This window comes from Streptomyces sp. NPDC052101, assembly GCF_040680235.1.
Classification (GTDB): Bacteria; Actinomycetota; Actinomycetes; order Streptomycetales; family Streptomycetaceae; genus Streptomyces.
Genome location: NZ_JBFAWH010000008.1, coordinates 36,315 through 61,574 on the forward strand (window position 1 = coordinate 36,315; position 25,260 = coordinate 61,574).

24 protein-coding genes and 1 pseudogene are annotated in these 25,260 nt (G+C 71.1%); 6 read left to right on the forward strand and 19 right to left on the reverse strand.

Annotated elements, in window-relative coordinates; translation table 11 throughout:
- Positions 1–57: 57 nt before the first annotated feature.
- The 7 genes from AB0L75_RS16415 to AB0L75_RS16445 form a co-directional block, all read right to left on the reverse strand.
- Positions 58–261, reverse strand: coding sequence for a hypothetical protein (locus AB0L75_RS16415; protein ID WP_365181308.1), 204 nt, complete (start codon positions 259–261; stop codon positions 58–60).
- A 60-nt stretch (positions 262–321) separates the two neighbouring features.
- Complete coding sequence (locus AB0L75_RS16420) at positions 322–828, reverse strand: hypothetical protein (protein WP_365181310.1); 507 nt, start codon at positions 826–828, stop codon at positions 322–324.
- A gap of 98 nt (positions 829–926) precedes the next feature.
- On the reverse strand, positions 927–1,286 hold the full coding sequence (locus tag AB0L75_RS16425; protein ID WP_365181312.1) for an ASCH domain-containing protein: 360 nt from the start codon (positions 1,284–1,286) through the stop codon (positions 927–929).
- Positions 1,283–2,395 (reverse strand): hypothetical protein, encoded by a 1,113-nt coding sequence (locus AB0L75_RS16430; protein ID WP_365181314.1) that lies wholly within the window; start codon positions 2,393–2,395, stop codon positions 1,283–1,285. Before AB0L75_RS16430 ends, AB0L75_RS16425 begins: the two co-directional genes overlap by 4 nt.
- A 364-nt stretch (positions 2,396–2,759) precedes the next feature.
- The gene (locus tag AB0L75_RS16435; RefSeq protein WP_365181316.1) at positions 2,760–2,978 is read right to left on the reverse strand and encodes a hypothetical protein; all 219 of its coding nucleotides are present in this window, start codon (positions 2,976–2,978) and stop codon (positions 2,760–2,762) included.
- 344 nt (positions 2,979–3,322) lie between these two features.
- Positions 3,323–4,576: a helix-turn-helix transcriptional regulator gene (locus AB0L75_RS16440; protein WP_365181318.1), complete on the reverse strand. Its 1,254-nt coding sequence runs from the start codon at positions 4,574–4,576 to the stop codon at positions 3,323–3,325.
- Positions 4,577–4,707: 131 nt separating this feature from the next.
- Positions 4,708–6,093, reverse strand: coding sequence for a solute carrier family 23 protein (locus AB0L75_RS16445; RefSeq protein WP_365181320.1), 1,386 nt, complete (start codon positions 6,091–6,093; stop codon positions 4,708–4,710).
- Positions 6,094–6,311: 218 nt separating this feature from the next.
- Between AB0L75_RS16445 and AB0L75_RS16450 the strand changes: the two genes are divergently transcribed.
- Together AB0L75_RS16450 and AB0L75_RS16455 are read left to right on the forward strand one after the other, a co-directional pair.
- Positions 6,312–6,677: a hypothetical protein gene (locus AB0L75_RS16450; RefSeq protein WP_365181321.1), complete on the forward strand. Its 366-nt coding sequence runs from the start codon at positions 6,312–6,314 to the stop codon at positions 6,675–6,677.
- Positions 6,650–7,906: pseudogene (locus tag AB0L75_RS16455) on the forward strand (solute carrier family 23 protein); the annotation flags it as partial. The gene AB0L75_RS16450 and the pseudogene AB0L75_RS16455, both read left to right, overlap by 28 nt.
- On the opposite strand, the gene AB0L75_RS16460 reads toward AB0L75_RS16455, so the two are convergent.
- Complete coding sequence (locus AB0L75_RS16460) at positions 7,882–8,985, reverse strand: glycoside hydrolase family 6 protein (protein WP_365181715.1); 1,104 nt, start codon at positions 8,983–8,985, stop codon at positions 7,882–7,884. The pseudogene AB0L75_RS16455 and the gene AB0L75_RS16460 sit on opposite strands and share 25 nt — an antisense overlap.
- 180 nt (positions 8,986–9,165) lie before the next feature.
- On the opposite strand from AB0L75_RS16460, the gene AB0L75_RS16465 reads away from it, so the two are divergent.
- Both AB0L75_RS16465 and AB0L75_RS16470 read left to right on the forward strand, forming a co-directional pair.
- On the forward strand, positions 9,166–9,852 hold the full coding sequence (locus tag AB0L75_RS16465; protein WP_365181322.1) for a DUF5995 family protein: 687 nt from the start codon (positions 9,166–9,168) through the stop codon (positions 9,850–9,852).
- Between the two features lie 95 nt (positions 9,853–9,947).
- Positions 9,948–10,877: an LLM class F420-dependent oxidoreductase gene (locus AB0L75_RS16470; protein ID WP_365181323.1), complete on the forward strand. Its 930-nt coding sequence runs from the start codon at positions 9,948–9,950 to the stop codon at positions 10,875–10,877.
- A gap of 40 nt (positions 10,878–10,917) precedes the next feature.
- On the opposite strand, the gene AB0L75_RS16475 is transcribed toward AB0L75_RS16470, so the two are convergent.
- Both AB0L75_RS16475 and AB0L75_RS16480 read right to left on the reverse strand, forming a co-directional pair.
- The gene (locus tag AB0L75_RS16475) at positions 10,918–12,615 is read right to left on the reverse strand and encodes an NAD(P)/FAD-dependent oxidoreductase (protein ID WP_365181325.1); all 1,698 of its coding nucleotides are present in this window, start codon (positions 12,613–12,615) and stop codon (positions 10,918–10,920) included.
- A 70-nt stretch (positions 12,616–12,685) separates the two neighbouring features.
- Entirely contained in the window at positions 12,686–13,474 is a 789-nt protein-coding gene (locus AB0L75_RS16480; protein WP_365181327.1) for a carbon-nitrogen hydrolase family protein, read from the reverse strand.
- A gap of 326 nt (positions 13,475–13,800) precedes the next feature.
- Between AB0L75_RS16480 and AB0L75_RS16485 the strand changes: the two genes are divergently transcribed.
- Entirely contained in the window at positions 13,801–14,349 is a 549-nt protein-coding gene (locus AB0L75_RS16485; RefSeq protein WP_365181329.1) for a Repetin, read from the forward strand.
- A gap of 3 nt (positions 14,350–14,352) precedes the next feature.
- Here AB0L75_RS16485 and AB0L75_RS16490 read toward each other — a convergent pair whose 3' ends face one another.
- On the reverse strand, positions 14,353–15,408 hold the full coding sequence (locus AB0L75_RS16490) for an NAD(P)-dependent alcohol dehydrogenase (RefSeq protein ID WP_365181331.1): 1,056 nt from the start codon (positions 15,406–15,408) through the stop codon (positions 14,353–14,355).
- A 123-nt stretch (positions 15,409–15,531) separates the two neighbouring features.
- On the opposite strand from AB0L75_RS16490, the gene AB0L75_RS16495 reads away from it, so the two are divergent.
- Positions 15,532–16,383, forward strand: a complete 852-nt coding sequence (locus AB0L75_RS16495; RefSeq protein WP_365181333.1) for a helix-turn-helix transcriptional regulator — start codon at positions 15,532–15,534, stop codon at positions 16,381–16,383.
- Here the strand turns inward: AB0L75_RS16495 and AB0L75_RS16500 are convergent.
- The 8 genes from AB0L75_RS16500 to AB0L75_RS16535 form a co-directional block, all read right to left on the reverse strand.
- Positions 16,358–16,738 (reverse strand): DUF742 domain-containing protein, encoded by a 381-nt coding sequence (locus AB0L75_RS16500; protein WP_365181334.1) that lies wholly within the window; start codon positions 16,736–16,738, stop codon positions 16,358–16,360. The genes AB0L75_RS16495 and AB0L75_RS16500 overlap by 26 nt on opposite strands.
- A gap of 7 nt (positions 16,739–16,745) precedes the next feature.
- Entirely contained in the window at positions 16,746–17,171 is a 426-nt protein-coding gene (locus AB0L75_RS16505; RefSeq protein WP_365181336.1) for a roadblock/LC7 domain-containing protein, read from the reverse strand.
- A complete protein-coding gene (locus AB0L75_RS16510) occupies positions 17,161–19,587 on the reverse strand; it encodes a nitrate- and nitrite sensing domain-containing protein (RefSeq protein ID WP_365181337.1) in 2,427 nt (808 codons plus the stop codon). Before AB0L75_RS16510 ends, AB0L75_RS16505 begins: the two co-directional genes overlap by 11 nt.
- Positions 19,588–19,689: 102 nt before the next feature.
- Positions 19,690–21,147 (reverse strand): HAD-IA family hydrolase, encoded by a 1,458-nt coding sequence (locus tag AB0L75_RS16515; protein WP_365181339.1) that lies wholly within the window; start codon positions 21,145–21,147, stop codon positions 19,690–19,692.
- Between the two features lie 14 nt (positions 21,148–21,161).
- Positions 21,162–22,241, reverse strand: coding sequence for an ABC transporter ATP-binding protein (locus AB0L75_RS16520; protein WP_365181341.1), 1,080 nt, complete (start codon positions 22,239–22,241; stop codon positions 21,162–21,164).
- The gene (locus tag AB0L75_RS16525) at positions 22,238–23,056 is read right to left on the reverse strand and encodes an ABC transporter permease subunit (protein ID WP_365181343.1); all 819 of its coding nucleotides are present in this window, start codon (positions 23,054–23,056) and stop codon (positions 22,238–22,240) included. Before AB0L75_RS16525 ends, AB0L75_RS16520 begins: the two co-directional genes overlap by 4 nt.
- Positions 23,041–23,940 (reverse strand): ABC transporter permease subunit, encoded by a 900-nt coding sequence (locus AB0L75_RS16530; RefSeq protein WP_365181344.1) that lies wholly within the window; start codon positions 23,938–23,940, stop codon positions 23,041–23,043. Before AB0L75_RS16530 ends, AB0L75_RS16525 begins: the two co-directional genes overlap by 16 nt.
- Entirely contained in the window at positions 23,937–25,097 is a 1,161-nt protein-coding gene (locus AB0L75_RS16535; RefSeq protein ID WP_365181346.1) for an extracellular solute-binding protein, read from the reverse strand. The genes AB0L75_RS16530 and AB0L75_RS16535 overlap by 4 nt, the downstream gene beginning before the upstream one ends.
- Positions 25,098–25,260 lie beyond the last annotated feature (163 nt).

Genomic DNA, 25,260 nt, shown 5'->3' on the forward strand with positions numbered 1-25,260 from the left:
GGTGTACGACGACGGCGCCCGCCCCCGGTGGGGTCGGACGCCGTTGTGTGCTGCGGGCTACTGCTCGGGGCGGCTGGGGCAGGTGCAGGGCAGCGTGTACGGCGTGCCGGTCGCCTGATCGACGACCACCACACCACCCGAGCACCGATGCCGCCGGGCACGCCACTTGCTTCGCGGCGGCACCACATGCCCACCCGCATCCCGCTGTGCCTGGTAGGCCGCCACCGCAGCAGCGTGCTGCGGGCTACTCCACTCGTTCATGCGATCGCCTCCACTCCTGCAACGACCGTACGACTACTAAGAAATGCCCACCAGAGGCCGTCAGTTGGGGCCGGTGTTCGAGCAGTCTCCGCTACAGGTGCCCTCGCCACCCGGCTCGCTGTGCTCACAGTCCGCTGCTACCAGGATCGTGCCGCCCGTGGGCGGACCCCACATCGCGGGTACCGGCTCGAACCCGGCGGCGCGGATCGCCGTCTGAGTCCGAGTCAGCGCCTCGGGGTCATGACGGGATGGGTCCGGGGGCTCCGGCACGTGGTGCACGAACAGGCCCAGCCGGGCCGCCAAGCGCTCCTTGACGCGGGTGTTCAGGATCAGCGCATGCCAGCCCTCATCTACCACTCGCGACGGGCGCAGACGAGCCCGAGGTGCGTGGGCACACGCCGCTTCGAACTTCAGCGCCTCCTCCGTGATTGCCTCCGCGACGTTCCCGGCCATGCCCGGGTTGTTCCGCTGGACCGTCCCGGCGACGGCGAGGAACTCCTTACGGGTGATGAGGCCGCGGGCACTCTTCACCTCCTGCGGCACCGTGTGCTCTTGTGTGATGGTCACCGTGTACTCCCTTCGTCGGATGGTGCGGTGATGGCTCCGCCCTCGGCCGGTTGTCTGGCCAGAACCGGGGGCGGAGCGTTCGGGGTAGACGGAACCGGTCAGGGAGCGGGGCGCCGTTCGATCTGGATAGCGAGCGCGCCCAGTGCCTCCTTCTCCGGCCCGTAGATGCTGCGGATATTGGTCAGCTGCTCGTCCCGCGTAGCGGTCGGATTGACGTTCGCCGGCCCCTCGCCGTCGAGAAGGGCCTCGAAGTCCGCGTATTCGGTGACCCGCTTGACGAGCACGGTGTACACCTCGTCGGTGTTCTTGATGCGGAACCGGATGATGTCCCCGGCAGCAAGATCGGATAGGTGCGGGTGCTTCACGCGTACCTCGATCGTCTTGCGTCCGGAGGCGACGAGGTCGAAGTACTGGCGGTAGAGATTGAGGTCGTGGACGCGGGCGGCGGTTTCCGTCATGGGGCGGGAGCGCTCCTAGCTCTGGTGCGGTTCATGAGGCGGCCGAGTTCAACGGCCGAGTACGAGCGGAAGAAGTGCCGGGGGTTCGAGAGTAGGACCTCAGCCAGGTCCAGCAACCGCTCGGCATACTCGGTCAACGATCCGTGCCAGTGGCGGGTGTCGAGCATCCAGGGCGCGGCCCCGTCGGGCAACGGCGCCCGGCCTTCCCGGATGAGGGACTTGGAGAGCTTCGCACCGGTGTCGGTGACGACCTGGGGACAGAACAGCCTGGCCGGGAGCTGGCCGCGGGTGAGGCCGACGCCTTGTAAGGCGCCGTCGACGAGCTGCGAGCCGAACACCCAGTCACCGCCCTTGACCATCACGTACAAGGTGCTTGGGTCGCCTCCGACAGCAAGCTCCTTGACCAAGTTGCGGTAGAGGGTGGCGAGGTCGAGGTACCCGCCGCCGGTTGGCTCAACGGAAACCGTGTAGGGGCCATGGTGCAGACAGACCGCATCGACCTCGGCCCGCTCGACACCAGCGGGATGCACACGGGTGCGCTCGGCGTGTTTCTCTGCCCAGCCGCAGCCAGACGCCGGGCAGGGCACCCGCACGTGGGGAAGGCCGGTCGAGGGGGCCAGCCACCAGCGGGCGCCGTCCAGGCGTGGCAGCACCCGCAGCCAGGTCCGCCGGAAGTGCTCGCCGATCTGCTGCTCGGTGTAGGTCTCCACCCGGTAGGGGACGTTCAGCCGTTCGGACAAGGCGCTGAACAGGGGCCGGTACAGGTCGTCCACGAGCTGGGCGACGGCTGCGGCCCCGAGGGTCTGCGCGTAGGCGCGCTGGTAGCGGTGACCGCTGGCGGGGTCGGTGACGATGGCAGCGGGCGCGTTGTCGAGCGCGCCGAAGTGAACTTCGGCGGGGATGCCGTAGCGGTCGCGGCATCGAGCCGCGGTAGCGAACGTGAGGGACTGGACCAGGGAGGTCCCCAGGTGCGGGGCGCCGTTGATCTGCGTTCCGACTGCGAACACGACCCGCTCGGGCGATGTCGCGTGGATGCGCGGCGCAAGGACGTCCTCGGCGCAGGTGAGCGCGTTCGCGAGCACGGTGTTCGGTGACACAGGGTGGCTCATGTCCTCCCCCATCTGGTCGGTGTCTGCCGGAGGCTCCGGCAGGAGCTGGAGGTGGGCCGCCCGTCAGAGGCAGGGGCGGGCGGCCCAGGTGGCCCGGCTGGCGCGGGGGACGCTGTCCGGGCCGGTCCCGCCGCGAGCACCCGGCGGGAGTTTGAGGGTGGAGATCAGGGAGCCCCGAGCTCTCTGCCAACTACCACAGGGGACTCTTCGGGAGCGGCGTCCGGCCGTTCGATCCCGGCCGGTGCCACGGGCGTGGCGATCACTCGCGGGGTCAGAATCAGGGCCGGAGGCAGCGCACCGAGCGCCGCCAAGAGGAGGAAGACGCCTAAGCCACCCTCCCGTGACGGCTTGGCGTGGGCGCCGCTCACCGCAGCACCTCGATGTTGTCCGGAGCGGTGGACCATTCGATGCCGTTCGCGGCCTTGATGTAGGCGAGCCGTGCGTACATGGGCTCGTCTCCGTTGCCGGAGACCTTCATGCGGACGATTGCGGTCAGCTCCCCTTCGCCCTTCGAGGCGATGTCGCGGACCCGCCTCCCGATACGGGGGTCCCGCTCATGGCCGAGCGAGTCGACGGTGTTCATGCCGTACCACCTGACGTCGGCGGAAAGCCGTCGGGAGGCATGGCCGCCTCGTCCGCGCTCAGCCCGTCGTCTTCACAGCTCTTCTTGAGACGGCCCAAAGGGGCGCTCCAGCCGTCTCCGCCGCCGTCCGGGCGCAGGCTGTAGACCGTGGTGCCGGTGTCCTTTGGCAGAGCAACTACGACACCGGTACAGCCCTTCCCAGTGTCATAGGCGAGATCACCGCGTTTGGGCTCCCACCCGGCAGCCGCATCGGCCAACTCTCGGCGTCGCAAACGGTCTTGGGGGGTGCGTCGTCCGTCCGTCATGCAACAGACGGTAAGGACGCCATCACCCCCCAATATGAATCAGCGGAATAGCTCCTGGTCATCCAGGTGAAAACGGTTCGACATCCCCCGCAACTGCTCGCGTGTCGACTCCCGCTCGGCGTAGACGATCTGACGCAGCGTCGCCCTGGCGATGGGGTGGTTACGGATGAGCTGCGGCGCCAGCCCCTCCGCCTTCCGCAACTGAGCAAGGGCCTTCTCCCGGTTGCCGTCCCACATCCACGCACGAGCCATGTCCATGTGATGGTGCCCCCGGCGGGAGTTCGGCAGCCCATCGATCTGCCCCGGCTCGCTACGCCGTTCAAGCCTGATGGCCGTCGTCTGGTCGTGCATCTCCAGCGCTACCGAGATCGCGTGGATCTGTACGTTCCCACTGGAGAAGTTCAACGAGTACCGATCAAAGGGCTGCGGCCCGGTGTAGGCGTCCAGCCGCGCGCCGGCCTCCCTCGCGTGACGAATCCGGTCTTCGGTCTCTTCCATACGCCCGGCACGGGCAGCGCTGACCGCAGCCCGAAGCTGCCCCGAGCCCCACACCCTCAGGGCCAGGGGATCGCCTCGGTCGTAGGCGTCCTGAACCACCTCCAGAGCCCTGTCGGAGAGGGTGACGGCATCCTCCCAGTCCGCCGTGGCCCACATGTCCCACACGCGCATCCAGTTGGCCACCGACGGCATCAGCGGATCGCCGGACAGCTGCGCCGACCACACTGCCCGCTCGCACGACATAGCGATGAGTTCGGCATGCCCGAGGGCGTGTCCGGCAGTGTGGGCGAACTTGCACAGCACGGCGTAGACGGCGAATGCTTCCTCCCGTTCGCGGCCGGCGGAGACTTCGGCGAGGGTCCGGGCTTCGCGGAACAGGTCGGGCAGGCTGCGGATGATCGCCGTGTTGGCGGCTGCGTCCCGCAGCCTGTAGAGCCGTACGGTCTCCTGCCACAGGTCAGCAGACGGCCTGGGAGTGCCGTCGAAAACCGGGGTCAGGTCGTAGCGACGGAGCTCCCGCAGGATAGAAGAGGCGGATGTCTGCCACTGGTTTTCTTCGACAGTGCCGGTGTATGGGCGTCCGATCAGGTCGTTGGGGTGGCAGTGCAGCGCGCTGGCAATCGCGTTGATCAGGCCGGTCCGGTCTAGCTCGATCCGCCCCCCCTCGACCTTCGACACCCACCCTTGCGTCTTTCCGATCGCTGCGCCTAGATCAGCTTGCGGCATCCCGAGAGCGAGACGACGCCGCTTGATCCGACGTCCGATGGCCTCTTGCTCTTCCAACTCGTGCGACATGGCGGGCTCCTGGCTCCGTTCAGGCTCGACACCAGAACGGTACTCACGCCGCGTACACGGCGTGAACCTCAACGGCCCGCACGGCATGCACAAGGGCGGCTTCGCCGGGCCGCGCGGGCGAAGGAACAGGTTCAGCCCGAACTGCGGGCGCCTTCGTCGTACTCGGTGGTGCCACCATCCAGGAGCGGCGGCTGCTGTGTGCCAGCAGCTCGGGACAGCCAGCGCAGCGCGTGGTAGCCGGTCAGCACGATCAACGTGCCGAGTGCGATGCCACTCAGTTCAAAGTTGTCCGTGAACTTCAGCGAGACCCCGCCAATGCCGACGACGATCCCTGCCGCCGCCGGCACCAGGTTCAGCGGCTGAGCAAAATCGACCTTGTTTCGAACCCAGATCTGGGCGCCGAGCAGGCCGATCATGCCGTACAGGATGACGGTGATGCCGCCGAGCACGCCGCCCGGGATCGCCGCGACGACCGCGCCAAACTTCGGGCACAGGCCAAAGAGCAGCGCGAATCCGGCGGCGGCCCAGTAGGCAGCGGTCGAGTAGACGCGGGTCGCGGCCATGACGCCGATGTTCTCCGCGTACGTCGTGGTTGCAGGGCCACCGACGGCGGTGGAGAGCATCGTCGCAGCGCCGTCCGCGACGATAGCCATGCCCATCTTGTCGTCGAGCGGATCCCCAGTCATCTCGCCGACGGCTTTGACATGCCCAGCGTTCTCGGCGATCAGCGCCACCAGCACCGGCAACGCCACCAGAATCGCTGATGCCGAGAAGTTCGGTGCGTGGAAGGTCGGCACACCAATCCAGTCCGCGTTTGCGACGCCCGAGAAGTCGATCCGCCAATGGTCGACCACCTTGCCCGAACCATCCGCAGAGTGGATCTTGCCAGCCGTACGGTCCAGAACCCACGACAGCGCGTACCCGAATACAAGGCCGAGGAAGATCGCGATGCGGGACCAGAAGCCTCGCAGCACCACGAGCGCCAAGCCAGTGGCCAGCATCGTGGCAAGCGCCGTCCACTGGTCCTGCGGCCAGTACGTCTTCGCAGTGACCGGCGCCAGGTTGAAACCGATAAGCATCACGACAGCGCCGGTTACCGCTGGCGGGAGTACGGCATGGATGATCCGGGCCCCAAGGATCTGAATCACGATGCCGCACGCCGCCAGAGAGGCACCGACCACGAGCATCGCACCCGTCAGGGTGCCCAGGTCCCCGCCCTGGCCCGCGATAACAGCAGACACACCGACGAAGGAAAGTGAGGATCCCAGGTAACTGGGGATGCGTCCGCGGGTGAGCAGGAGGAAGAGGATGGTCGCCACGCCGGATGCCATCAGCGCAAGGTTGGGGTCCAGGCCCATAAGAACAGGCGCGACGAAGCATGCACCGATCATCGAAACCACGTGCTGGGCGCCGAGGCCGGCTGTACGCCCCCATGTCAGCCGCTCCCCCGGCTTGACTACCTCACCGGGCCTCAGGTGTTTGCCATCGCCATGCAGCTTCCACCCGAAGCCACCCATGTTCCACGCTCCACATCTTTCGACGCCCTGCGGATCACAGAGCCGAAGTGATTAATAGTCGATCACCTCGGTAGGGACAAACCGAGCCGGAAGGGGTATTCGAGTGGTTGCCCGTCGGCGGTTCACCCCGGGAGTGAATGAATAGATCGGCAGCCCGCCCGTGATCTGGCTCGATCAGGCATTCTCAATCGGTCATCAAGATCTTTAGCATCCTGATCATGGAGCTTGGTGAGTACAAGACGGCCGGTGACCGCACGCGCCCAGCAAGGCCGATCCCGAAGCCGGATACAGCGACCAGGTTCCTAGCCAATACGCTGGCGAACATCGCCGCCTGGCGCGGTGCGGAGGCCGCGCGCAGGCCAGCCGAAGAGGCTGCCGAGGAGGTGGCTGTTCGGTTCACGCCACGGGAGCTTGAGTTGGTCCTTCGGTGCCTGGCGGATGACGCCGGACCGCAGACCATGGCCCTCCTCCAGTCCCTGAGCAACAGCGAGGAAGAACGCCTGGGGGACGTCTCCACAGGTGAGTGGGTGTCCCGCTCGGCCAGTGATGTACTCTCGGAGCCACATTCGTGGCGCCCGTCCTGATGGGTCTCGACCCGAATCTGGCCATCATGATGTCGGGCGTGGCGACCGCGATCTTCCTGCTCGCCACCCGCGGCCGCGTGCCGAGTTACCTCGGCTGCTCCCTGTCGTTCGTGGGTGTGGCCGCCGTCATCCGCGCCCAGGGCGGTACGAGCGCCACCGTGACCGGCGCGGTGTTCGTCGTCGGGATCGTGCTGTTCCTGGCCGGGCTCGCGGTGCAGCGGTTCGGTGCGCGGATCATCCATGCCGCGATGCCGCCGATCGTCACCGGCGCGGTCGTGATGCTGATCGGCTTCAACCTGGCCCCGGTGACCGCCGCCACCTACTGGCCGCAGGACCAGTGGACGGCCCTGCTGGTCATGCTGTTCACCGGGCTCGCCGTGGTCTGCCTGCGCGGTTTCTGGTCCCGTATCGCGATCTTCCTCGGCCTGGTCTTCGGATACGCGATCTCCTGGGCCCTCGACCGGATCTTCGGCAGGATCCACTCGATGAGCCCGAGCGGCAAGGTCGCCGACCACTGGCGGCTGGACCTCTCCGGAGTCTCCAAGGCCGACTGGATCGGCCTGCCGCACTTCCACGGACCGTCCTTCCAGTGGTCGGCGATCCTGGTCGCGCTGCCGGTCGTCATCGCCCTGGTCGCGGAGAACGCGGGCCATGTCAAGGCGGTCGGCGAGATGACCGGCGACCCGCTGGACGACAAGCTCGGTACGGCGATCTCTGCGGACGGCGTCGCGTCCATGCTGTCCACCGCGGTGGGCGGCCCGCCGAACACCACCTACTCCGAGAACATCGGCGTGATGGCCGCGACCCGCGTCTACTCCACCGCCGCCTACTGGGCCGCCGCCGGCTTCGCCCTGCTCTTCGGCGTCTGCCCGAAGTTCGGCGCGGTCGTGGCCGCGATCCCGGGCGGCGTCCTCGGCGGCATCACCGTGATCCTCTACGGCATGATCGGCCTGCTCGGCGCCCAGATCTGGCTGCACGCCGAGGTGGACCTGCGCAACCCGCTGAACCTGGTCCCGGCCGCCGCGGGCATCATCATCGGCGTCGGCAACGTGAGCATGAAGTTCACCAGCACCTTCTCGCTCAGCGGCATCGCCCTCGGCACCCTGGTCGTCATCACCGGCTACCACACACTGCGCGCCTTCGCCCCGGCCCATCTGAAGATGCGGGAGCCGCTGCTGGACGAGGGCACGTCCGGCTACGACGGTCAGGCGCCGCGCGCCAAGTCGTAGGCGTACGACGGCGTGAACGTCCCGGCCGCGCCCCGGCAGCCGTCGGACTCCCCCGGCGGCTTGACCCACAGGTAGGCGTCGATCCGCGCCTCGCCGGTGTCCAGGGTCGGCGCCCGGCCGATCTTCCGGCCGGCCGGGTCGCACCACTGGCCACCCGGCGGGGCGCCGTTGCCGTTCCGGCTGGTGTCGATCACCGCGCCGAGGCGCGCCGGGCCGCCGAGCGCGGCCAGGACCTGACGGTCGTAGGCGATCTCGTCGGCCGTGCTGCGGAAGTTGGAGACGTTGCTGAAGACGCCGTCGGAGTCGGCCGCTCCCGCCTGTTCCAGCAGGGCGGCCTGCTTGTCCGGCGGGTTCCAGCCGGAGTGGCCGGCGTCGTAGTAGACCCGCGCCCGTGGATCGGCCGCCTTCAGCACCCGGCCCGCGCGGGCCAGCGAGGCGAACCGGGCGGCGCGGTCGGCCTCGGTCAGGCAGTCCGACTGGGCGACGGAGTCCGGCTCCAGTATGACGATCACCTCGCCCGACCCCAGCCCCCGGGCGAAGGCGTCGATCCAGGCGTCGTAAGCGGCGAGGTCCGGCGCGCCGCCCTGGGAGGCGCCGCCGCAGTCCCGGTCCGGGATCGCGTACGGCACGAGCACCGGGACCCGGCCTCCCGCCGTCGCGCCCTCGGTGACCGCGCGCACCCGGGCGGCGATGGTGCCCGGGTCCGGATCGGCGAACCACACGGCGGCCGGCCGGCCGGCGATCCGGTCGGCGATGACGGCGGTGCGCGGATCGCCGGGGTGAGCGCGCACCCAGTCCAGCACCTGGGAGTCGGGATGGCGGTACAGGAGCGGTGACACGGCGGCGGTCCGCTGCTTTCTCCTAGTCGGGGCGGGTGTCCTGCTCGGCGGGACCGGATCGGGCGTCGGAGGGTGGGTGACGGGCGTGTCCGGCCGGGGCGAGGGCGACAGAGCGGGCGGGGCCGGAGCGGGAGTGCGGGTCGTCGCCACGGCCTGGTCGGTGCCGTGGCCGGCGCCGAGCGCCGAGATCGTCCCGGTGACGGAGCCGACCAGGGTCACCACCGACGCCGCCGTGACCATCATCCCGCGCCGCACGGCACGCCTGCGCGCGGCCCGGCGCTCGGCGAGGCGCCGGGTGCGTAAGCCTGACACGGTGCTCCTCCCCCTCGCATCCGCACTGCGGCGGTCCGTTCCCCCGTTCCGGCGAAGCACCGGGCCGGTCGGGCACGCCGGTCGGCCCAAGGCTGGGACCCTTCCCCCATGGCGCAGTTGGAACACTTCACCACCCCCGTCGACGCGGTCGTCTCCCGGATGCGTGCCCTTGAGGCGACCCTCCCCGAGCGGGACGGCGTCGCCGTGTTCAACCGCGTCTACCTCACCGTCACCGAGGAGGTCGACCGGCGCCTGGACGCCGGGGAGTTCCCTGATCCACGGGCGGCGATCGCGCTGGATGTGCGGTTCGCGGAGCGCTATCTGGCGGCGGTCGACACGGCGGCCGCGGACCGCCGTCCGCCCGCCTGCTGGCGTCCGCTGTTCCAGCTCCGCCGTCATCCCGGGGTACGCCCGCTGCAGTTCGCGCTGGCGGGCATCAACGCGCACATCGGGCACGATCTGGCGCTCGCCGTGGTGGACGCCTGTCGTACGCTCGGCTGCGAACCCGCTGACCTGGAGGATGAGTTCGACCGCGTGGGCGATCTCCTCGGCTCGCTGGAGGAGCGCGTCCGCGAGGATCTGATGCCGGGTCCCGACCTGCTCCAGATCGCCGACCCGCTCACCCATCTGCTGGCCTCCTGGAGCCTGGAGCAGGCCCGTGACGCGGCCTGGGCGGCGGCCCGCGCCCTGTGGGCGCTGCGGCACTGCGGCGAGGTCGCCGAGGAGTTCACCGAACGGCTGGACGCGGCGGTGGGGTTCGCGGGGCGGATGCTGCTCACGCCGCTCGCCGACTGACCTGGCCGGATCCGCCCCTTGGGCGAGCTGCCGTGGAACTCGCCTGCGACCGCTGGACGTTGACGGTTCAACACCCAGCGTAGAGGAGCAACGCTATGGCGACCCGGCTCGGCCTGAGTCTTCCCCAGATGCGGCAGTACTCCCTCGGCAAGGACGTCCCCGACGTGGCACGCGCCGCCGAGGAGATCGGTTACGACAGCCTGTGGGTCTTCGAGAGGGCCCTGTTCCCCGAGCCCGCCACCCAGGGTCTGTACGGCATGGACGGCGTGCCCTGGCCGGACCAGTACCGGAACGTGGCGGATCCGCTGGTCACCCTCACCCTGGCCGCGGCGGCCACCGAGCGGGCGGAGCTGGGCTCCAGTGTCCTGGTGGCGCCGTTGCACGTGCCGTTCCAGCTCGCCAAGGCCCTGGCCTCGCTGGACGCGGCGAGCGGGGGCCGGGTGATCGCGGGCTTCGGCACCGGCTGGTCCCTGGACGAGTACGCCGCCTCGGGCGTCCGCCCGATCGAGGAGCGCGGCGCGGTCCTGGACGAGATCATCGAGGTGTGCCGGGCCGTATGGGGCCCCGATCCGGTCGTCCTCGACGGCGCGCTCACGAAGATCGCCTCTGCCGTGGTCGGTCCCAAGCCCGCCCGGCCGATTCCGGTCATGCTGGCCGCGAGCAACGACCGGGCCTTCCGGCGGCTCGTCGACCATGCCGACGGCTGGCTGCCGGCCGGCATGAGCGCCGAGCAGGTGGCCGCCCAGTGGCGTCGCCTGCGGGAGGTGGCCGAGGAGCGGGGCCGTACGCGGCCGATCCGGACGGTGCTGCGGGTGAACACCACACACCAGGCGAAGCCGTACGAGGGTGCGGGCCGCCTGCCGTTCCAGGGCGACGCCGACCAGATCGTGGCGGACCTCGTGGAGTTCGCCCGCATAGGTCTGGACGAGATCCTCGTCGACCTCCAGGGCAGCGCGCGGGACGCCCAGGAACTCAAGGACGTCGCCGCCGAGGTGTGGGAAAAGGCGCGGGCGGCCGGAGTCTGAGTCCGGCCGCCCGCGCCCTGGTCCTTGCTCGCTGTCCTGGTCAGTCCTCGGGCAGCTCCACGGGGGCGATCTCGTCGTAGACGTCGCCGGGGCCCGGGTTGGTCCGGTCAGTCTCGCCGCCGAAGTGGTGCATGACGCCCCAGACCGCGTTCAGCGCGGTCTGGATCGCGCCCTCGGCCCAGCCGGCCGTCCAGGAGATGTCGTCCCCGGCGAGGAAGATGCCCCGCTTGTCCTCGGGCAGCCGGTCCTGCATGAAGTGGGTGAACAGGCGCCGCTGGTAGCGGTAGTGGCCGGGCAGGTTGGCCTTGAACGCGCCCATGAAGTAGGGCTCGTTCTCCCAGGAGACGGTCACCGGGTTGCCGATGATGTGCTTCCGGATGTCGACCTTCGGGTAGATCTCGCCGAGCGACTTCAGCATGACCTCCATCCGCTCGTTCGCGGACAGCGGCAGCCACTTCAGGCTGTCGTCGCACCAGGTGTACGACAGGCAGATCACGGCGGGCTTGTCCGGGCCGTCGTCCAGCAGGTAGGTGCCGCGGGTCATGCGGTCGGTCAGCGTCATCGACATGACGTCCCGGCCCGTCTCCTCGTCCTTGTCCAGCCAGAAGGGCCGGTCCACGGGCACGAAGAGCTTGCTGGACTCCATGTAGTGGGTGCGCTCGATCGCCGTCCAGTGGTCGATCGGGAAGAGCGAGTCGTCACAGGCGATCTTCGACAGCAGCATCCAGGACTGGGCGGTGAAGATGGCCGCCTTGTAGGTGCGGATGTCGCCGTTCGCGTCCGTCACCGTGATCTGGTTGCCCGCGGTGCGGTGCAGCCGGGTCACGGCGGGGCGCGGCTCGCCGTTCATGTGCAGGGACTTCAGCGAGGTGCCGTACGGCCAGTGGACGATCTTCTCCGGCTCGCGCTCCCACAGGCGCAGCGGCAGCTGCTGGGAGCCGCCGACGATGCCGCGGTGGTGGTCGTCGGCCTCGGTGTAGACGACGCGCAGGATTTCGAGGATCGAGTTCGGGAAGTCGGTGTCCCAGCCACCCGTTCCGAAGCCGACCTGGCCGAAGATCTCGCGGTGCCGGAAGGACGTGAAGGCCTCGGAGTCGCAGAGGAAGCCGTAGAAGGTCTGGTTGTCGAGCTTCTCGACCAGCTTGGCCCAGATCTCGCGGATGCGCGGGACGTCCCGCTCACGCATGGCCTGGTTCATGTCGGAGAAGTCGGCGCCCTCGTCCAGGCACTTGTTCCAGGCGGCGGCGACGTCCCGGTACACCTGGGGCAGGTCGTCGATGGTCTCGGCGTAGTGCGACTCGCCCTTGAGGTCGACGACGGTCGAGGGGGTGGCCTCGGCCAGCGGGTTCGGGAAGGGCCGCGTCTCAAGGCCGACCAGGTCGATGTAGTGCTGCAGGGCGGTGGAGGACGGCGGGAAGCGCATCGCGCCCATCTCGGCGGTCAGCGACTCGTCGCAGCCCTCGAAGCCGACCGTGCGCAGCCGGCCGCCGATCTGGTCGGCCTCGTAGACGACGGGCTTGAGGCCCATCTTCATCAGCTCGTACGCGGCCACGATGCCGGACAGGCCGCCGCCGATGACCGCGACCTCGGCGCCGTGCTCGGTCGCGGGTATCTGGCCGAGGCCCGCCGGGTGGGCGAGGAAGTCGTCGTAGGCGTAGGGGAAGTCCGGGCCGAACATGGTGATCGGCGGCTGCTGCTCGTCGGTGTGCTCGACGGCGTTGGGCACCGTGGACGTCATGGGGTACGGACTCCTTGCGCGAAAGAACTCGGGGGAAAGTTCAGGGGTGAGGCGAGGGGAAGGTCGAAGGTCAGCTCAGGGACCCGTACAGACCGGGGCGGCGGTCCTGCAGATACGGGTTGGCCTCGCGGGAAGCGGCCAGGAAGGCGGGGTCGGCGTCCGCGAGGACCAGCTGCTCGGTACGGCCAGCCCGGGCGCGGGCGACACCGTCGGGGCCGGCGAGGACCGAGAGCCCGACGAACTCGAACTCCCCTTCCTGACCGACCCGGTTGACGTACGCGACGTACATCTGGTTCTCCCAGGCGCGCACCGGCACGAGGGACTCGGCGACGAACTGGAAGGGGTGCATCTGGGCGGTCGGGACGACGAGGAGGTCGGTGCCGGCCAGGGCGTGGGCGCGGACGTTCTCCGGGAACTCGACGTCGTAGCAGATCATCAGGCCGACGGTGAGGCCGTTCAGCTCGGCCTGGACGACCGGCTGCTCGCCCGGCGTGAAGTGGTCGCGTTCGAAGCAGCCGAAGAGGTGGGTCTTGCGGTAGTTCGCGAGCCGGGTGCCGTCGGCGGAGATCAGCTGGACGGAGTTGTAGACGGTCTCGCCGGCGCGCTCCGGGTAGCCGTAGGCGATCGCGATGCCGTGCCGGGTGCCGGTCTCGGCGACCGCGTCGGCCCAGTCGCCGTCGGCGGGCTCGGCGAGGCGGCCGATGGCGTCGCCGATCGCGTACCCGGTCAGGAACATCTCCGGCGCGGCGAGCAGCGCGGCGCCCGCGGCGGCGGCACGGCCCGCGGCCTCGTCGAGGACCTTGAGGTTCTCGGCGACGGAGCCGGGGCGGCCGGAGCTCTGGAGCAGGGCGGTGCGCATGCGGGGTCCTCACCGGAAAGAGGTTTGTGTGGGTGGCCGGGAAGTTTTGGGGGGCCACGAAGAAGGTACGGTCGGCGCGCTCGGCGGGACAAGAAGGAGCCGTTGCGCGTCTGTGCGCGGTTCGTTGCGTGGAGGGCGGGTCGGGCGGCGATTCGTTGCGCCCCCTCCTGGCCGGTTCCGGTCCTCCCCGGGGCGCAGGCCGGCCGGGTGGTTCCCCGCCGGGCGGGGGAGGCGGGGTCCCGCCCGCGGGGCGATGTGTGCGCGGCCCGCCGCCGTGAGAGTGGTGAGCGTTCAGTCAACGCGTTTGACCTGCGGAAAGGACCGCCATGCAGCGCCGTACGAAGATCGCCGCCAGCGCCGTCGCCCTGCTGATCACCGCCGGAGCGGCCGGGTCGGCGATGGCCTCGGGGGACAGCCCGCAGCGGCAGCACCAGCGTGAGGCCGCCTCCCTCACCGGCAGGGCCAAGCTGTACCGGTCGGCCGGGGACGACATCACCTTCTCCTTCGATGCGCATCTGGCGGCGAAGGACACCAGGAATCCGCAGAAGGCCACCGGCACGTTCGCTTTCAGCCACTACCTGCACGGCAACGGTGCCTGGGCCAAGGCGAAGGTGGACTGCCTGGTCACCGACGGGAAGGTCGCCGTCGTGTCCGGTGTGATCACGGCGTCGGACCTGCCCGGGGCCAAGGGCAAGCGGGTCGGCGTCACGGTCCACGACCTCGGCCGGCACGACCGGCTGGGCTACAGCTGGGCGGGGGTCGGCAGTCCCAGGGACACCAAGGATCTGCCGCCCTGTGTGTCGTCGGCTCCCTTCGAGAAGGTGAAGCAGGGCACGGGCGACTTCAAGGTCGTCCCGTGGAACCCGGATCTGTGAGGGTCACCCGACGCTGATGACCACCTTTCCGAGCGGGCTCGCCGACTCGTAGTACCGGTAGGCCTCGGCGGCCCGCTCGAACGGGAACACCCGGTCGACGACCGGTCGCAGCCGGTGCGCGGTGATGGCGTCGTTCATGGCGGTGAACTGGGCGCGGCTGCCGACGGCCACCGCCCGGACGGTGGCGGCGACGCCGAACAGCAGCCGGGGGTCGATCGGGGACCAGGCGCCGGAGACGGATCCGACGAGGGCGACATGGCCCTCGACGGCGACCGACTTCAGGGACTGCTCCAGCGTCCCCGCGGTGTCGATGACACGGTCGACGCCCCGCCCCCCGGTGAGCGCCCGGACCGCGCTGTGCCAGTCCGGGACATCACGGCGGTCGACGACCTCGTCGGCGCCCAGGTCGCGCAGGCGCCCCTCCTTGTCGGGGCTGCCGGTGGTGGCGATCACGCGGGCGCCGAGGAGTTTCGCGAACTGCACCGCGAACAGGGACACCCCGCCGGAGCCGGTGGTCAGCACGGTCTGTCCGCCGCGCACTCCGTGGCCGTCGCCGGTCAGCGCGTTCCATGCCGTGACGGCGGCGCAGGGCAGGGTCGCCGCCTCGGCGTAGGAGAGGTGGCCGGGGACGGGTACGAGAGCGGTCTCGGGGAGGATCGCCAGCTCGGTCAGCATGCCGTCGAGCGTGCCGCCGAGCTGGGGCAGGAGGTCCGGTTCCAGCGGGCCGTCCAGCCAGTGCGGGAACACGGTGGAGGCGACGCGGTCGCCCGGGCGTACCCGGCGGACGTCCGGTCCGACGGCGACGACCTCGCCTGCCCCGTCCGAGACCGGTACGACGTCCGGTCTGACGGGCAGCACATACCGTCCGTGCAGCACCAGGAGTTCGCGGAAGCCGAGCGAGACGGCGCGGACCGCGACCGCGACCTCGCCGGGACCGGGGGTGCGGGGCTCGTGCGAGCGCAGCGAGAGGCCTTCCAGGCCGCCGCCGCTGCCGAGGTGATAGCTGCGCACCGTGGCGGGGCCGGTGTCGGTGTGGTTCTCGATGTGGGTGTCGGCCATGGTCGTCGTTCCCCTCGGTTGCGCAGGGCCGGTGTACGGCGACGACCCTGCTGCGCCTCGCCGGCGGCGGCAATTCCCCGCGGGGTATCGCCCGGCCACGGCCGGACGGGCTACACAGGAGGCATGATCGGTGAATCGGCCAGAGGCCCCTTCGCGGACGCGTTGCGCGAGTGGCGCACCCGGCGGCGCGTCAGCCAGCTGGAGCTGGCCCTGCGCGCGGGCACCACACAGCGGCACGTCAGCTTCATCGAGAGCGGCCGGTCGGCCCCCGGCCGGTCGATGATCATCCGGCTCGCCGAATCCCTGGAGGTGCCGATCCGCGAGCGCAACGAACTGCTGCTCGCGGCCGGATTCGCACCGGCGTACCCGCGGACCCCCCTGGACGACCCACGGCTCGATGCGGTGCGCAGCGCGCTCGAACGGATCCTGGACGGTCATCTGCCGTACCCGGCGGTGGTCGTCGACCGGCACGGCGATCTCGTCTCGGCCAACGCCGCCTTCCATGCGCTGACCGCCAGTGCGGCCCCGCGTCTGCTCGTGCCGCCCGTGAGCGTTCCCCGGGTGCTGCTGCATCCGCAGGGCCTGGCGCCCCGCATCGTCAATCTCGAGGAGTGGGCGTGGCACATCATCGACCGGGTCGGGGCCGAGAGCGTGCGCAACCCGGACCACCGGCTGCGGCGGCTGGCGGCCGAACTCGCCGAGCTGGCACCGGCGCGGCCGCGCGAGTCACCGGACCACCTGGGCTTCGCCGTACCGCTACGGCTGCGCGCACCCGGTCCGGACGACGACCGGGAGCTGACGCTGATCACGACCCTCACGCACTTCGGCACGGCCACCGATGTCACCGTCGCCGAGCTGCGGCTCGAGGCGTTCCTGCCGGCCGACGAGGCGACGGCCGCCCTGCTGGCCGAACTCGTGGGGCGGGGCCTCGACGAGGGCGGCGCCGTGGCTACAGCTCCCTCAGCCGCTCCATGATCTCCCGCAGCAGACCCGGATCGGCAGCCGGACCGCTGACCGGCAGCCGCCGGGGCGCGTCGATGCGGACCAGGCCCGCCTCGGCCAGGTCACCGAGCAGGACCCGGAGGACGGTCAGGGGCAGGTCGGCGTCCGCGGCCAGCTCCACGACGGGACGGGGGCCGCGCCGGATCACAGCGAGCAGGGCGGCGCGGGCGTGGTCGATGTCCGGCCGCTGCGCGTCGGTCTCCAGCGCGGTGACCCGGGACATCAGGTCGATGGCGTGCGCGCCCGAGGGCCGGGTGCGGCCCCGGGTCACCGTGTAGGGGCGCACCATCGGCCCGGTCTCGTCCTCGTACCAGTGCTCGTCGCTCACCGCGGGATCATCTGGTCGTGCGGGCGGCCGCGTCCAGGTGGCGGCCGAGGCGGCGGACCAGCAGGGCCATCTCGTGGGCGAGCTGCCCGACGTCGGTACCGGCCTCGCTGAGGACGGCGAGCCGGCTGCCGTGTCCGGCCGGGGTGATGAAGAGGTAGGCGTCGTCGAGCATCACCATGGTCTGCCGCACACCACCTGCGGCGAACCGCTCGCCCGCCGACCGGGCCAGGCTGTGGAAGCCGGCGCAGACGGCGGCCAGATGCTCGATGTCCTGTCGGCGCATCCCCTCCGAGCTGCTGAGCGGGAGTCCGTCGGCGGTCAGCAGCACGGCCTGGCGGACATGTTCGGTACGCGCCACGAGGTCGTCCAGCAGCCAGCCGAGCGCTCCGCTGGGCTCGGCGGACTGCTCGGGTCCCTGTTCGTCACCGGGCATCGTCGGTGTCCGTCCCTTCGTGGGCTTGGGTGGTCACGGTGTCGGCGTCGGTGGGCTCGTCGTCCGCGTGGTCGGGGGCGGATGGGTGGTCGGGGGCGGAAGCGGGTGCGGGTGCGGGGGCGTGGGGGCTGGTCGCGTCGTTTCCCGCGCTCCTCGGGGACCGCGGTGCCGTCGGCTGTGCGGCACCGGCCTCGTCGGTCGGCGGCAGGCCCCTGCGGCCGCGGGCGAGGCCGCGCTGGAAGGCGCCGAAGATCGCCCGCATCTCCTCGGCGTCCGCCTCCGCCCCGGCCCGGTCCTCCCGGGGCTGCGGCTCGTCCCGCAACTCCGGCGCGAGCGAGGCCTGCCGGATCCGGGTGGGCAGGACCGGCGGGGGCGTCGGCGCTTCGGGTACGACGACCGGGGCGGGAGCGGGCGAGGGCGCGGCCGCTCGTCTCCGGGTCGGCAACTCTCTTACGGTGGCCCCCTGTCCGCGCTGCTCGAGCGACACAGGCCCGGACACCGCCGGTGCCACCTCCGCCAGCACCCCTTCCGGCAGCAGGACCACCGCGGTCGTCCCACCGTAGGGCGAATCGCGCAGCGTGACCTCGATGCCGTGCCGGGCGGCGAGGCGGCCGACGACATAGAGGCCCAGCCGGTCATGGCGGGTGGGGTCGAAGGCGTCGGGGTCGGTGAGGGTGCTGTGGGCCTGGGCGCGCGCGTCCGCGTCGAGGCCGAGGCCGCGGTCGTCGATCTCCAGCACGAACCCGCTGCCGACATGCCCGGTGCGCAGGGTGACCTGGGTGTGCGGCGGCGAGAACACCGCGGCGTTCTCCAGGAGTTCGGCCATCAGATGGACGACGTCGGCGACGGCGTCCGCCGCGACGCCGATCTCCGGCATCGGCGGCACGACCACGCGCGCGTAGTCCTCGATCTCGCCGACGGCCGAGGCGACGACGTCCGCGACCGGCACGGGCCGGCGCCAACGGCGGCCGGGGGCTGCGCCGGAGAGGATGATCAGGCTCTCCGCGTGCCGGCGCATGCGGGTGGTCAGGTGGTCGATGCGGAACAGCTCGCGCAGCACGTCGGGGTCTTCGGTGCGCCGTTCCAGGGTGTCGACCAGCTTCAACTGCCGGTGCACGAGGGCCTGGTTGCGGCGGGCGATGTTGAGCAGGACCGCGAACAGGCCGCGGCGCAGCGTCGCCTGCTTGACGGCGGCCTCGACGGCGGCGAGCCGCGCGGTGTTGAAGGACCGGCCGACCTGCCCGATCTCGTCGTCGCGCTCCTCGTCGGCGGCCAGCGGCGGCGCCTCGACCAGCGCGTCCACCTCGTCCCCGGCGCTCAGTCTGCGCATGACGTCGGGCAGTCGGTCCCTCGTCAGGACGTCGGCGGCGTCCCGCAGGGTCTCCAGGCGCCGCGAGATGCGCCGCGCACCGCGCACCGCGAACCACAGCGACAGCCCGGCGGCGACGAGTCCCACCAGTCCGACGACGGCCGCCTTGGTCAGCTCCTGGTAGGCGAAGGCCCGGCCGCGGGCGGCGGAGTTCTCGGCGGACGTGGTGCACAGTTCCCGGTAGCGGACGACGGCCCGGTCGGTGGTGGAGCGCCAGGTGTCCGCCGCGACGGCCTTCCCGGCACCGGCGGCCCCGGCCCGCAGCAGCGCGTCCTCGCCGTGCACCAGCGAGCCGTACAGATCCCCGCGCTGGAACTCCTCGAACAGCGCACGCGAGTCGCCGGGCAGGTCGGGTACGTACGTCCGCTCGAAGACCCGGCGGTCCTCGACGGTCGCGATCAGGGTGTCGTACTGCCGGTCGGTCAGCGTGCCCGCCGCCCGTGCACCGGCGACCAGCGCGTCCTCCCGTGAGACGAACTCCCGTACCCGCACCAGCTCGATGACGACCTGTGCCTCGCGGGCGAGCTGGCCGGCCTGGAGGGCGGTGAGTGTGGACTGCACGTCGAAGCCGGGCTCCACGAGCGCGCTGTACTCGCCGACGGCCCGATCCCAGGTGATGCGCCGGGACAGCACCTGGGAGCGCAGCCCGTCCAGCTTGCCGGTGGCCGTGACCATGGCGTCCAGCGCCTGCCGCTGACGGTCCGTGAGCCGACCGCGGTCGCCGTGCTGTACCGCCTGCCGCATGGCGTCGACGGCCTGGTCGGTACGGCGCTGCTGGCCGAGCAGTTCGCTCGCGGTGGCCGTGTCGAGCCGGGCGCCCAGGTAGGCCGCCGACATCCGGCGCTCGATCTGGATCTGCCCGATCGCGGTGTCCACGGGGGTGCCGAAGTCCTCGTACACCCCCTGGACCCGGACCAGCGCGCGCAGTTCGCCGGTGACGGACCACATGGCGAAGCTCCACAGCGCCATCAGCGCGACGGCCGGGGCGAGCGCGAGCGCCACGATCCGCGCACGGACGGTGGTGGGACGGCCGAGGGGCCAGCGCATGGGGTACCTGCCGGTGTTACCAGTCAGTAGTGAGCGGTGAGCGCGGCACAACCTACGGGATGGTCACCCCGGACCGCAATGGTGACCTGCGGTAACCCGCGGTCACCTCGCGGGCAGCACAAAGGTGGTGACGACCGCCGCGTGGTCGGACGGCCAGTCGTTGTCCGCGACGTCCGGCCAGGGCCGCGGGCTGCCCGTGACGAGGGTCCGCGCGTCCCGCACGGTCAGGCCCCGGTGCAGGACGTAGTCGATCCGGTCCTGCGGCTCGGGCCGCCCGCTGCCGTCCTCGTGCACCGGGTGGATCGGCGACCAGGTGTGGCCGGGTGCGGCGGCCGGGTCCGGGTGGGCCTCGCGGTAGGAGTCGGCGAGGCCCGCGTCCTCGGCGGCCTTCGTCACCGGCCAGGCCACGTCCGGCCAGTCCAGGTGCGAGGGGCAGTTGAAGTCGCCGACGAGGACGACCGGGACGCCCTCGCGCGAGGACGCGGCGATGTGGGCCAGCGCGTCCCGCATCTGGGTCAGCCGCAGCTCCTCGTGGGCGATCAGCTGCGCCGCCGGAAGCCCGTCGAAGTGGGCCTCGTAGGGTCCGTACGGCGTGTAGTGCAGATGCGCGGTCCACACATCGACCTCGCGGCCGGGCGCCACGGCGATCCGGACGCCCGCGGCGCCGTAGAAGCCGACGTCCGGGTCGCCGAAGCGGGCGGTGATCGGGGGGCGGCTGATGACGCCGAGGTTCTCGCCGGCCCGGTGGTGGTGCCAGCCGAGCGCCTCGGCCAGCTCCTGGGCCGCGCTCCCGCCCGTCTCCTGGAGTCCGACGACGTCGGCACCGCTCTCCAGGATGGCCTTGAGCTGCTTGGCGCGGTGGTCGTCGACCTCGCTGCCGCCGAGCCACAGGTTCCAGCTCATGACGCGCAGTTCGGGCGCGGCCATGCTCCGCAGGTCCTGGACGGTGACGCCGGCGAGGCTGTCCCGCACGGTGCGGCCGGGCGCGGTGTCGATCGGCGCGAGGGACGGCACGGCGAGGACGGCGCAGCCGGCGGCCTCGGCGGAGGCGACGCCGGTCTCGGTGTCCTCGACGGCGACGCAGGCGGCGGGGTCGACGCCGAGGGCGCGGCAGGCGGCCCGGTAGGGGTCGGGGGCCGGCTTGGTGCGGGCGGTGTCGTCGGCGGTGACGGAGGCCGCGAACCGGTCGGCGCCGAGGGCGTCGAGGACGACGTCGGCGACCGCGCGCGGGGACGCGGTGACCAGGGCGGCGGGGATACCGGCGGCGGCCAGCGCGTCCAGCAGGTCCAGCGCGCCGGGCCGGGGCACGGTCCCGGTGCGGACGCGGTCGGCGAACTCGCGGTGCAGGACGGCCGCGAGATCGTCGGCCGGCCTGCCGGTGGCCGTGGCGAGCCAGGCGGCGGTGTGCTCGACCGGGCGGCCGAGCACGTCCGGCTGGTCGTCCTCGGTCAGCGGGCGGCCGGCGACCTGTTCCACCGCCTCCCACCACAGCCGCTCGGTGTCGACGAGCGTGCCGTCCATGTCGAACAGAACCGCCTGAAGGGCGGTGTGGGGGGTCATGTTCGGGTTGTTCCTCACTTGTGGGTACGTTCGGCCACGAGCACCGGCCGCTCCGGCAGCGACACGCCGACGGCGGTTCCGGCGCCGAGCCCGGCGGCCTCGTGTGCGGGCAGGTCGGCCTTGGCCTCGGTGCCGTCGGCGAGCCGTACGGTGACCCGGACGACCGCGCCGAGGAAGGCGGTGGCGACGACGCGGGCGGTGCCCTGCTCGTCGGTGCTCACCCGGAGGGACTCCGGCCGCACCAGCACGTCCACCGGGCCGTCCGGCAGCTCGCCGTCGGCCGGCAGCCGCTGCCCGAGCACCTGGACCGTGCCGTCCGTCAGCTCGCCGGGGAGCCGGCTCATGGTGCCGACGAACTCGGCGACGAAGGCGGTGGCAGGGCGGCCGTACAACTCGGCGGGTTCGGCGCACTGTTCGAGGCGGCCGGAGCGCATGACGGCGACCCGGTCGGCGACCGACAGGGCCTCCTCCTGATCGTGTGTCACGAAGAGGGTGGTGATGCCGAGTTCCTGCTGGAGGCGGCGGATCTCCTCGCGCAGGGAGAGCCGCACCTTGGCGTCCAGCGCGGACAGCGGCTCGTCGAGCAGCAGCACGCGCGGGCGCAGGGCCAGGGCGCGGGCCAGCGCGATGCGCTGCTGCTGGCCGCCGGAGAGCTGGTGCGGATAGCGCTCGCCCTTGTCGGCGAGGCCCACCAGCTCCAGCAGCTCGGCTGCGCGGGCGCGCCGTTCGGCCGTGCGCACGCCGCGCATGCGCAGCCCGAAGGCGACGTTGTCGACGGCGCTCAGATGCGGGAAGAGGCTGTACGACTGGAAGACCATCCCGGCGTCGCGGCGGTGGGCCGGGACGTGGGTGATGTCCTCGCCGTCCACCAGTACGGCTCCGGAGTCGGGGTGTTCGAACCCGGCGAGCATGCGCAGCGCGGTGGTCTTGCCGCAGCCGGACGGGCCGAGGAGGGCCAGGAACTCGCCCGGCCGGACGGTCAGGTCGAGCCCGTCGAGGGCGACGGTTGGCCCGAACTCCCGTCGCAGTGAACGGAATTCCACCGTCGCGGCCTGGGTGCGGGTCTCGGTCAGGGTGGCGGTCATGTGTGTCATCCCCGGGAGGAAGCGGTTCGGTTGCGGCCGCCGGCACCGGCGAGCGCGAGGAGCAGGGCCCAGGTGACGAGCAGGCTGAGCACGGAGACGGCGACGGACATCTGGGCCTGTTCGCCGCCGACGTTGTAGATCCACACGGCGAAGGGCGCGTACCCGAGCAGATGGGAGACCGTGAACTCGCCGAGGACCAGGGCCAGCGTGAGGAAGGACGCGTTCAGCAGGGCCCCGCGCAGATTGGGCAGTACGGCGCGGACCAGGGCTTGCGGCCAGGAGGCGCCACAGCTGCGGGCGGCCTCGACGAGGGTCCGTACGTCGATGGCGCGCAGTCCGGCGTCCAGGGCCCGGTACACGAACGGCAGGGCCATCACGACATAGGCGAGGACCAGCACGACGGGGAAGTTGTCGTTCTGGATCACCACGAACGTCTCGAACAGCGGCGTCCGGGAGAGATGCTCAGGGCCCCACTTCAGCACGGTGGCGATCCCGGCGACGAACGCGATGGGCGGCACCACCAGCGGCAGCGAGCACACCACCTCCACCACCGGGCGCAGCCGGGGCGAGCCGAGCCGGAGCGCCACCACGGCGGGCACCATCAGCAGCAGCACGGCCGCGATGGTGGTCACGGCCAGTTCCAGCGAGAGCAACAGGCTGGACAGGAAGCCGTCGGCGGAGACGATCTTCGTGTAGGCGTCGAAGGTGACGCCCTGGCCGGGCACGTCGACCGTGAAGATCACGGAGGCGGCGAGCGGCACCAGGAAGTACAGGGCGGCGAAACCGAGGACGACCCACCGCCACGGGGTCAGGCGTCGAGCCATCGGGCACTCCGTCGCTGAAGGGGCAGGTACACGGCCATCACCAGGCCCGCCACCAGGACCATGTCGAGGCTGAGGGCGAGGGCGACGTTCTCCTGGCCGACCAGGACGTTGCCGGACAGGGTGTCGGCGATCTGCAGGGTGACCAGCGGCACCGCGCTGCCGACCATCGCGGCGGCGGTGGCGTAGGCGGCGAAGGCGCTGCCGAACAGCAGCACGAGACCGCCGAGCAGCGAGGGCGCGAGCACGGGCAGGGCCACGTGCCGCCAGTACTGCACACCGGTGGCGCCGTTGTTCAGCGCGGCCTCGCGCCACTGCGCGCGCAGGCCGTCCAGCGCGGGCGTGATGGTGAGGACCATGAGCGGGATGAGGAAGTACAGGTAGACGAGGACCAGGCCCCAGAAGCTGTAGAGGTCCCAGCCGCTGTCCTTCAGGCCCAGGTGGACGGTGAGGACGCCGGCGTTGCCGAGGGTGGCGACGAAGGCGAAGGCGAGCGGGACCCCGCCGAAGTTGGCGAGCACACCGGAGGCGGTCAGCACGGCCTCGCGCAGCCAGCGGGAGCGGGAGCTGACCACGGCCTGGGCGAGCGGCAGCCCGAGCAGGGCGCCGAGCGCGGCGGAGATCGCGGACAGCTTGACGCTGCCGAGCAGGGCGGTGAGGTACGGGCCCTGCAGCGAGGCCGCCATGTTGGCGCCGGTGTAGCGGGTGGCGCCGGTGGCGGCGTCGTCGACCGAGAAGGCGCCGTTCACGATGGCCAGCGCGGGCAGGCCGAAGGCGATGGCCGTGAACACCAGCAGCGGCAGCACGGCGAGCCAGCCGGGGGCGCGGCGCCGCCGCTTCGCCGAAGCGACGGGCGCCACGTCCGTACGCGGAAGAGCGGTCGTCATCCGGAGACGGCCTTACCCCAGCCCTGGGCGATGACCGTCTTGGCCTTGCTCTGCTGGTCCTCGGTCGGGAAGGAGGGGGTGCCGGTGACCTTGGGGAGCTTGGCGGCGGCCGTCTTGTCGAGCGTGCCGGCCTTCTCCAGGGCGGTCATCAGCGCCGGGCGGGCGTAGCCCTTGAGCCACAGGTTCTGGCCCTCGGCGCTGTACAGGTACTCCTGCCACAGGCGGGCGGCCGCCGGGTGCGGGGCGTCCTTGTTGATGGCCTGCGAGTAGTACTGGGCGTACTGGCCGTCGCTCGGGATGACGACCTTCCAGTCGAGGCCCTTGGACTTGAACTCGTCGGCGTAGCCGGCGTTCAGGTAGTCCCAGTCGATGGAGATGGGCGTCTCGCCCTTCTCGACGGTGGCCGGGGTGGACTCGACCGGCGTGTAGTTGCCGTTCTTCTTCAGCTTGGCGAAGAAGTCCAGGCCGGGCTGGATGCTGTCGAAGGAGCCGCCGTTCGCGAGGGCAGCCGCGTAGACGCCGCCGAAGGCCGAGCCGGACTTGGTGGGGTTGCCGTTGAGCGCGACCTGGCCCTTGTACTGGGGCTTGAGGAGGTCCTTGAAGCTGGTCGGGCACTGCTTGACGCGCTTGGCGTCGCAGCCGATGGAGACATAGCCGCCGTAGTCGTTGTACCAGCGGGCCTGCGGGTCCTTCTGGGCCTCGGGGATGTCGCCGTAGGAGGCGACCTTGTACGGCGCGAGCAGACCCTGCTGGGCGGCGCTGAGCGCGAACGACGAGCCCAGGTCGAGGACGTCGGGGGTGCGGTCCTGGCCCTTGCGGGTGGTGACGGCGTTGATCTCGTCCTGGCTGGTGCCGTCGGGGTTCTCGTCCTGGATCTTGATGCCGTACTTCTTCTGGAAGCCGTCGATGACGGCGCCGTAGTTGGCCCAGTCGCGGGGCACCGCGATGATGTGCAGCGTGCCCTCCTTCTTGGCCGCCTTGACCAGGGCGTCCATGCCGCCGAAGTCGGCCGCGGAGGTGGCGGTGGCGGCGCTCTTGCCGCCCTTGGTGGTGGTCGACGCGTTGTCGGGGGCGGCGCCGCAGGCGCTCAGCGCGAGCGCGGCGACGACGGCGAGGGAGCCGCCGAGCACGGCGTTTCTCGGCAGGGACACGGTCATGGTCTCTCCAGGGGGACGCATGAGGAGGGAGGGGAGAACTTGTCTGAACAAGTTGGCCTCAGTACGCCGGTCGCGGGTGTCCTGTTCGTAAACAACGGCGAAACACCGCCCCCCGTTTCCCTGCACACTTCCGGCTGACACGGATCACCAAGGTGTGTCGATT

Coding starts and splice junctions, on each gene's coding strand:
- AB0L75_RS16525 (WP_365181343.1), bottom strand. CDS start 23,056: ATGGCTCGACGCCTGACCCCGTGGCGGTGGGTCGTCCTCGGTTTCGCC.
- AB0L75_RS16535 (WP_365181346.1), bottom strand. CDS start 25,097: ATGACCGTGTCCCTGCCGAGAAACGCCGTGCTCGGCGGCTCCCTCGCC.
- AB0L75_RS16470 (WP_365181323.1), top strand. CDS start 9,948: ATGGCGACCCGGCTCGGCCTGAGTCTTCCCCAGATGCGGCAGTACTCC.
- AB0L75_RS16495 (WP_365181333.1), top strand. CDS start 15,532: ATGATCGGTGAATCGGCCAGAGGCCCCTTCGCGGACGCGTTGCGCGAG.
- AB0L75_RS16480 (WP_365181327.1), bottom strand. CDS start 13,474: ATGCGCACCGCCCTGCTCCAGAGCTCCGGCCGCCCCGGCTCCGTCGCC.
- AB0L75_RS16465 (WP_365181322.1), top strand. CDS start 9,166: ATGGCGCAGTTGGAACACTTCACCACCCCCGTCGACGCGGTCGTCTCC.
- AB0L75_RS16415 (WP_365181308.1), bottom strand. CDS start 261: ATGAACGAGTGGAGTAGCCCGCAGCACGCTGCTGCGGTGGCGGCCTAC.
- AB0L75_RS16425 (WP_365181312.1), bottom strand. CDS start 1,286: ATGACGGAAACCGCCGCCCGCGTCCACGACCTCAATCTCTACCGCCAG.
- AB0L75_RS16475 (WP_365181325.1), bottom strand. CDS start 12,615: ATGACGTCCACGGTGCCCAACGCCGTCGAGCACACCGACGAGCAGCAG.
- AB0L75_RS16430 (WP_365181314.1), bottom strand. CDS start 2,395: ATGAGCCACCCTGTGTCACCGAACACCGTGCTCGCGAACGCGCTCACC.
- AB0L75_RS16515 (WP_365181339.1), bottom strand. CDS start 21,147: ATGACCCCCCACACCGCCCTTCAGGCGGTTCTGTTCGACATGGACGGC.
- AB0L75_RS16445 (WP_365181320.1), bottom strand. CDS start 6,093: ATGGGTGGCTTCGGGTGGAAGCTGCATGGCGATGGCAAACACCTGAGG.
- AB0L75_RS16440 (WP_365181318.1), bottom strand. CDS start 4,576: ATGTCGCACGAGTTGGAAGAGCAAGAGGCCATCGGACGTCGGATCAAG.
- AB0L75_RS16435 (WP_365181316.1), bottom strand. CDS start 2,978: ATGAACACCGTCGACTCGCTCGGCCATGAGCGGGACCCCCGTATCGGG.
- AB0L75_RS16490 (WP_365181331.1), bottom strand. CDS start 15,408: ATGGCCGACACCCACATCGAGAACCACACCGACACCGGCCCCGCCACG.
- AB0L75_RS16510 (WP_365181337.1), bottom strand. CDS start 19,587: ATGCGCTGGCCCCTCGGCCGTCCCACCACCGTCCGTGCGCGGATCGTG.
- AB0L75_RS16530 (WP_365181344.1), bottom strand. CDS start 23,940: ATGACGACCGCTCTTCCGCGTACGGACGTGGCGCCCGTCGCTTCGGCG.
- AB0L75_RS16460 (WP_365181715.1), bottom strand. CDS start 8,985: ATGGTCACGGCGGCGTCGGTGGTGACCCTGGTCGGCTCCGTCACCGGG.
- AB0L75_RS16485 (WP_365181329.1), top strand. CDS start 13,801: ATGCAGCGCCGTACGAAGATCGCCGCCAGCGCCGTCGCCCTGCTGATC.
- AB0L75_RS16450 (WP_365181321.1), top strand. CDS start 6,312: ATGGAGCTTGGTGAGTACAAGACGGCCGGTGACCGCACGCGCCCAGCA.
- AB0L75_RS16520 (WP_365181341.1), bottom strand. CDS start 22,241: ATGACACACATGACCGCCACCCTGACCGAGACCCGCACCCAGGCCGCG.
- AB0L75_RS16505 (WP_365181336.1), bottom strand. CDS start 17,171: ATGCCCGGTGACGAACAGGGACCCGAGCAGTCCGCCGAGCCCAGCGGA.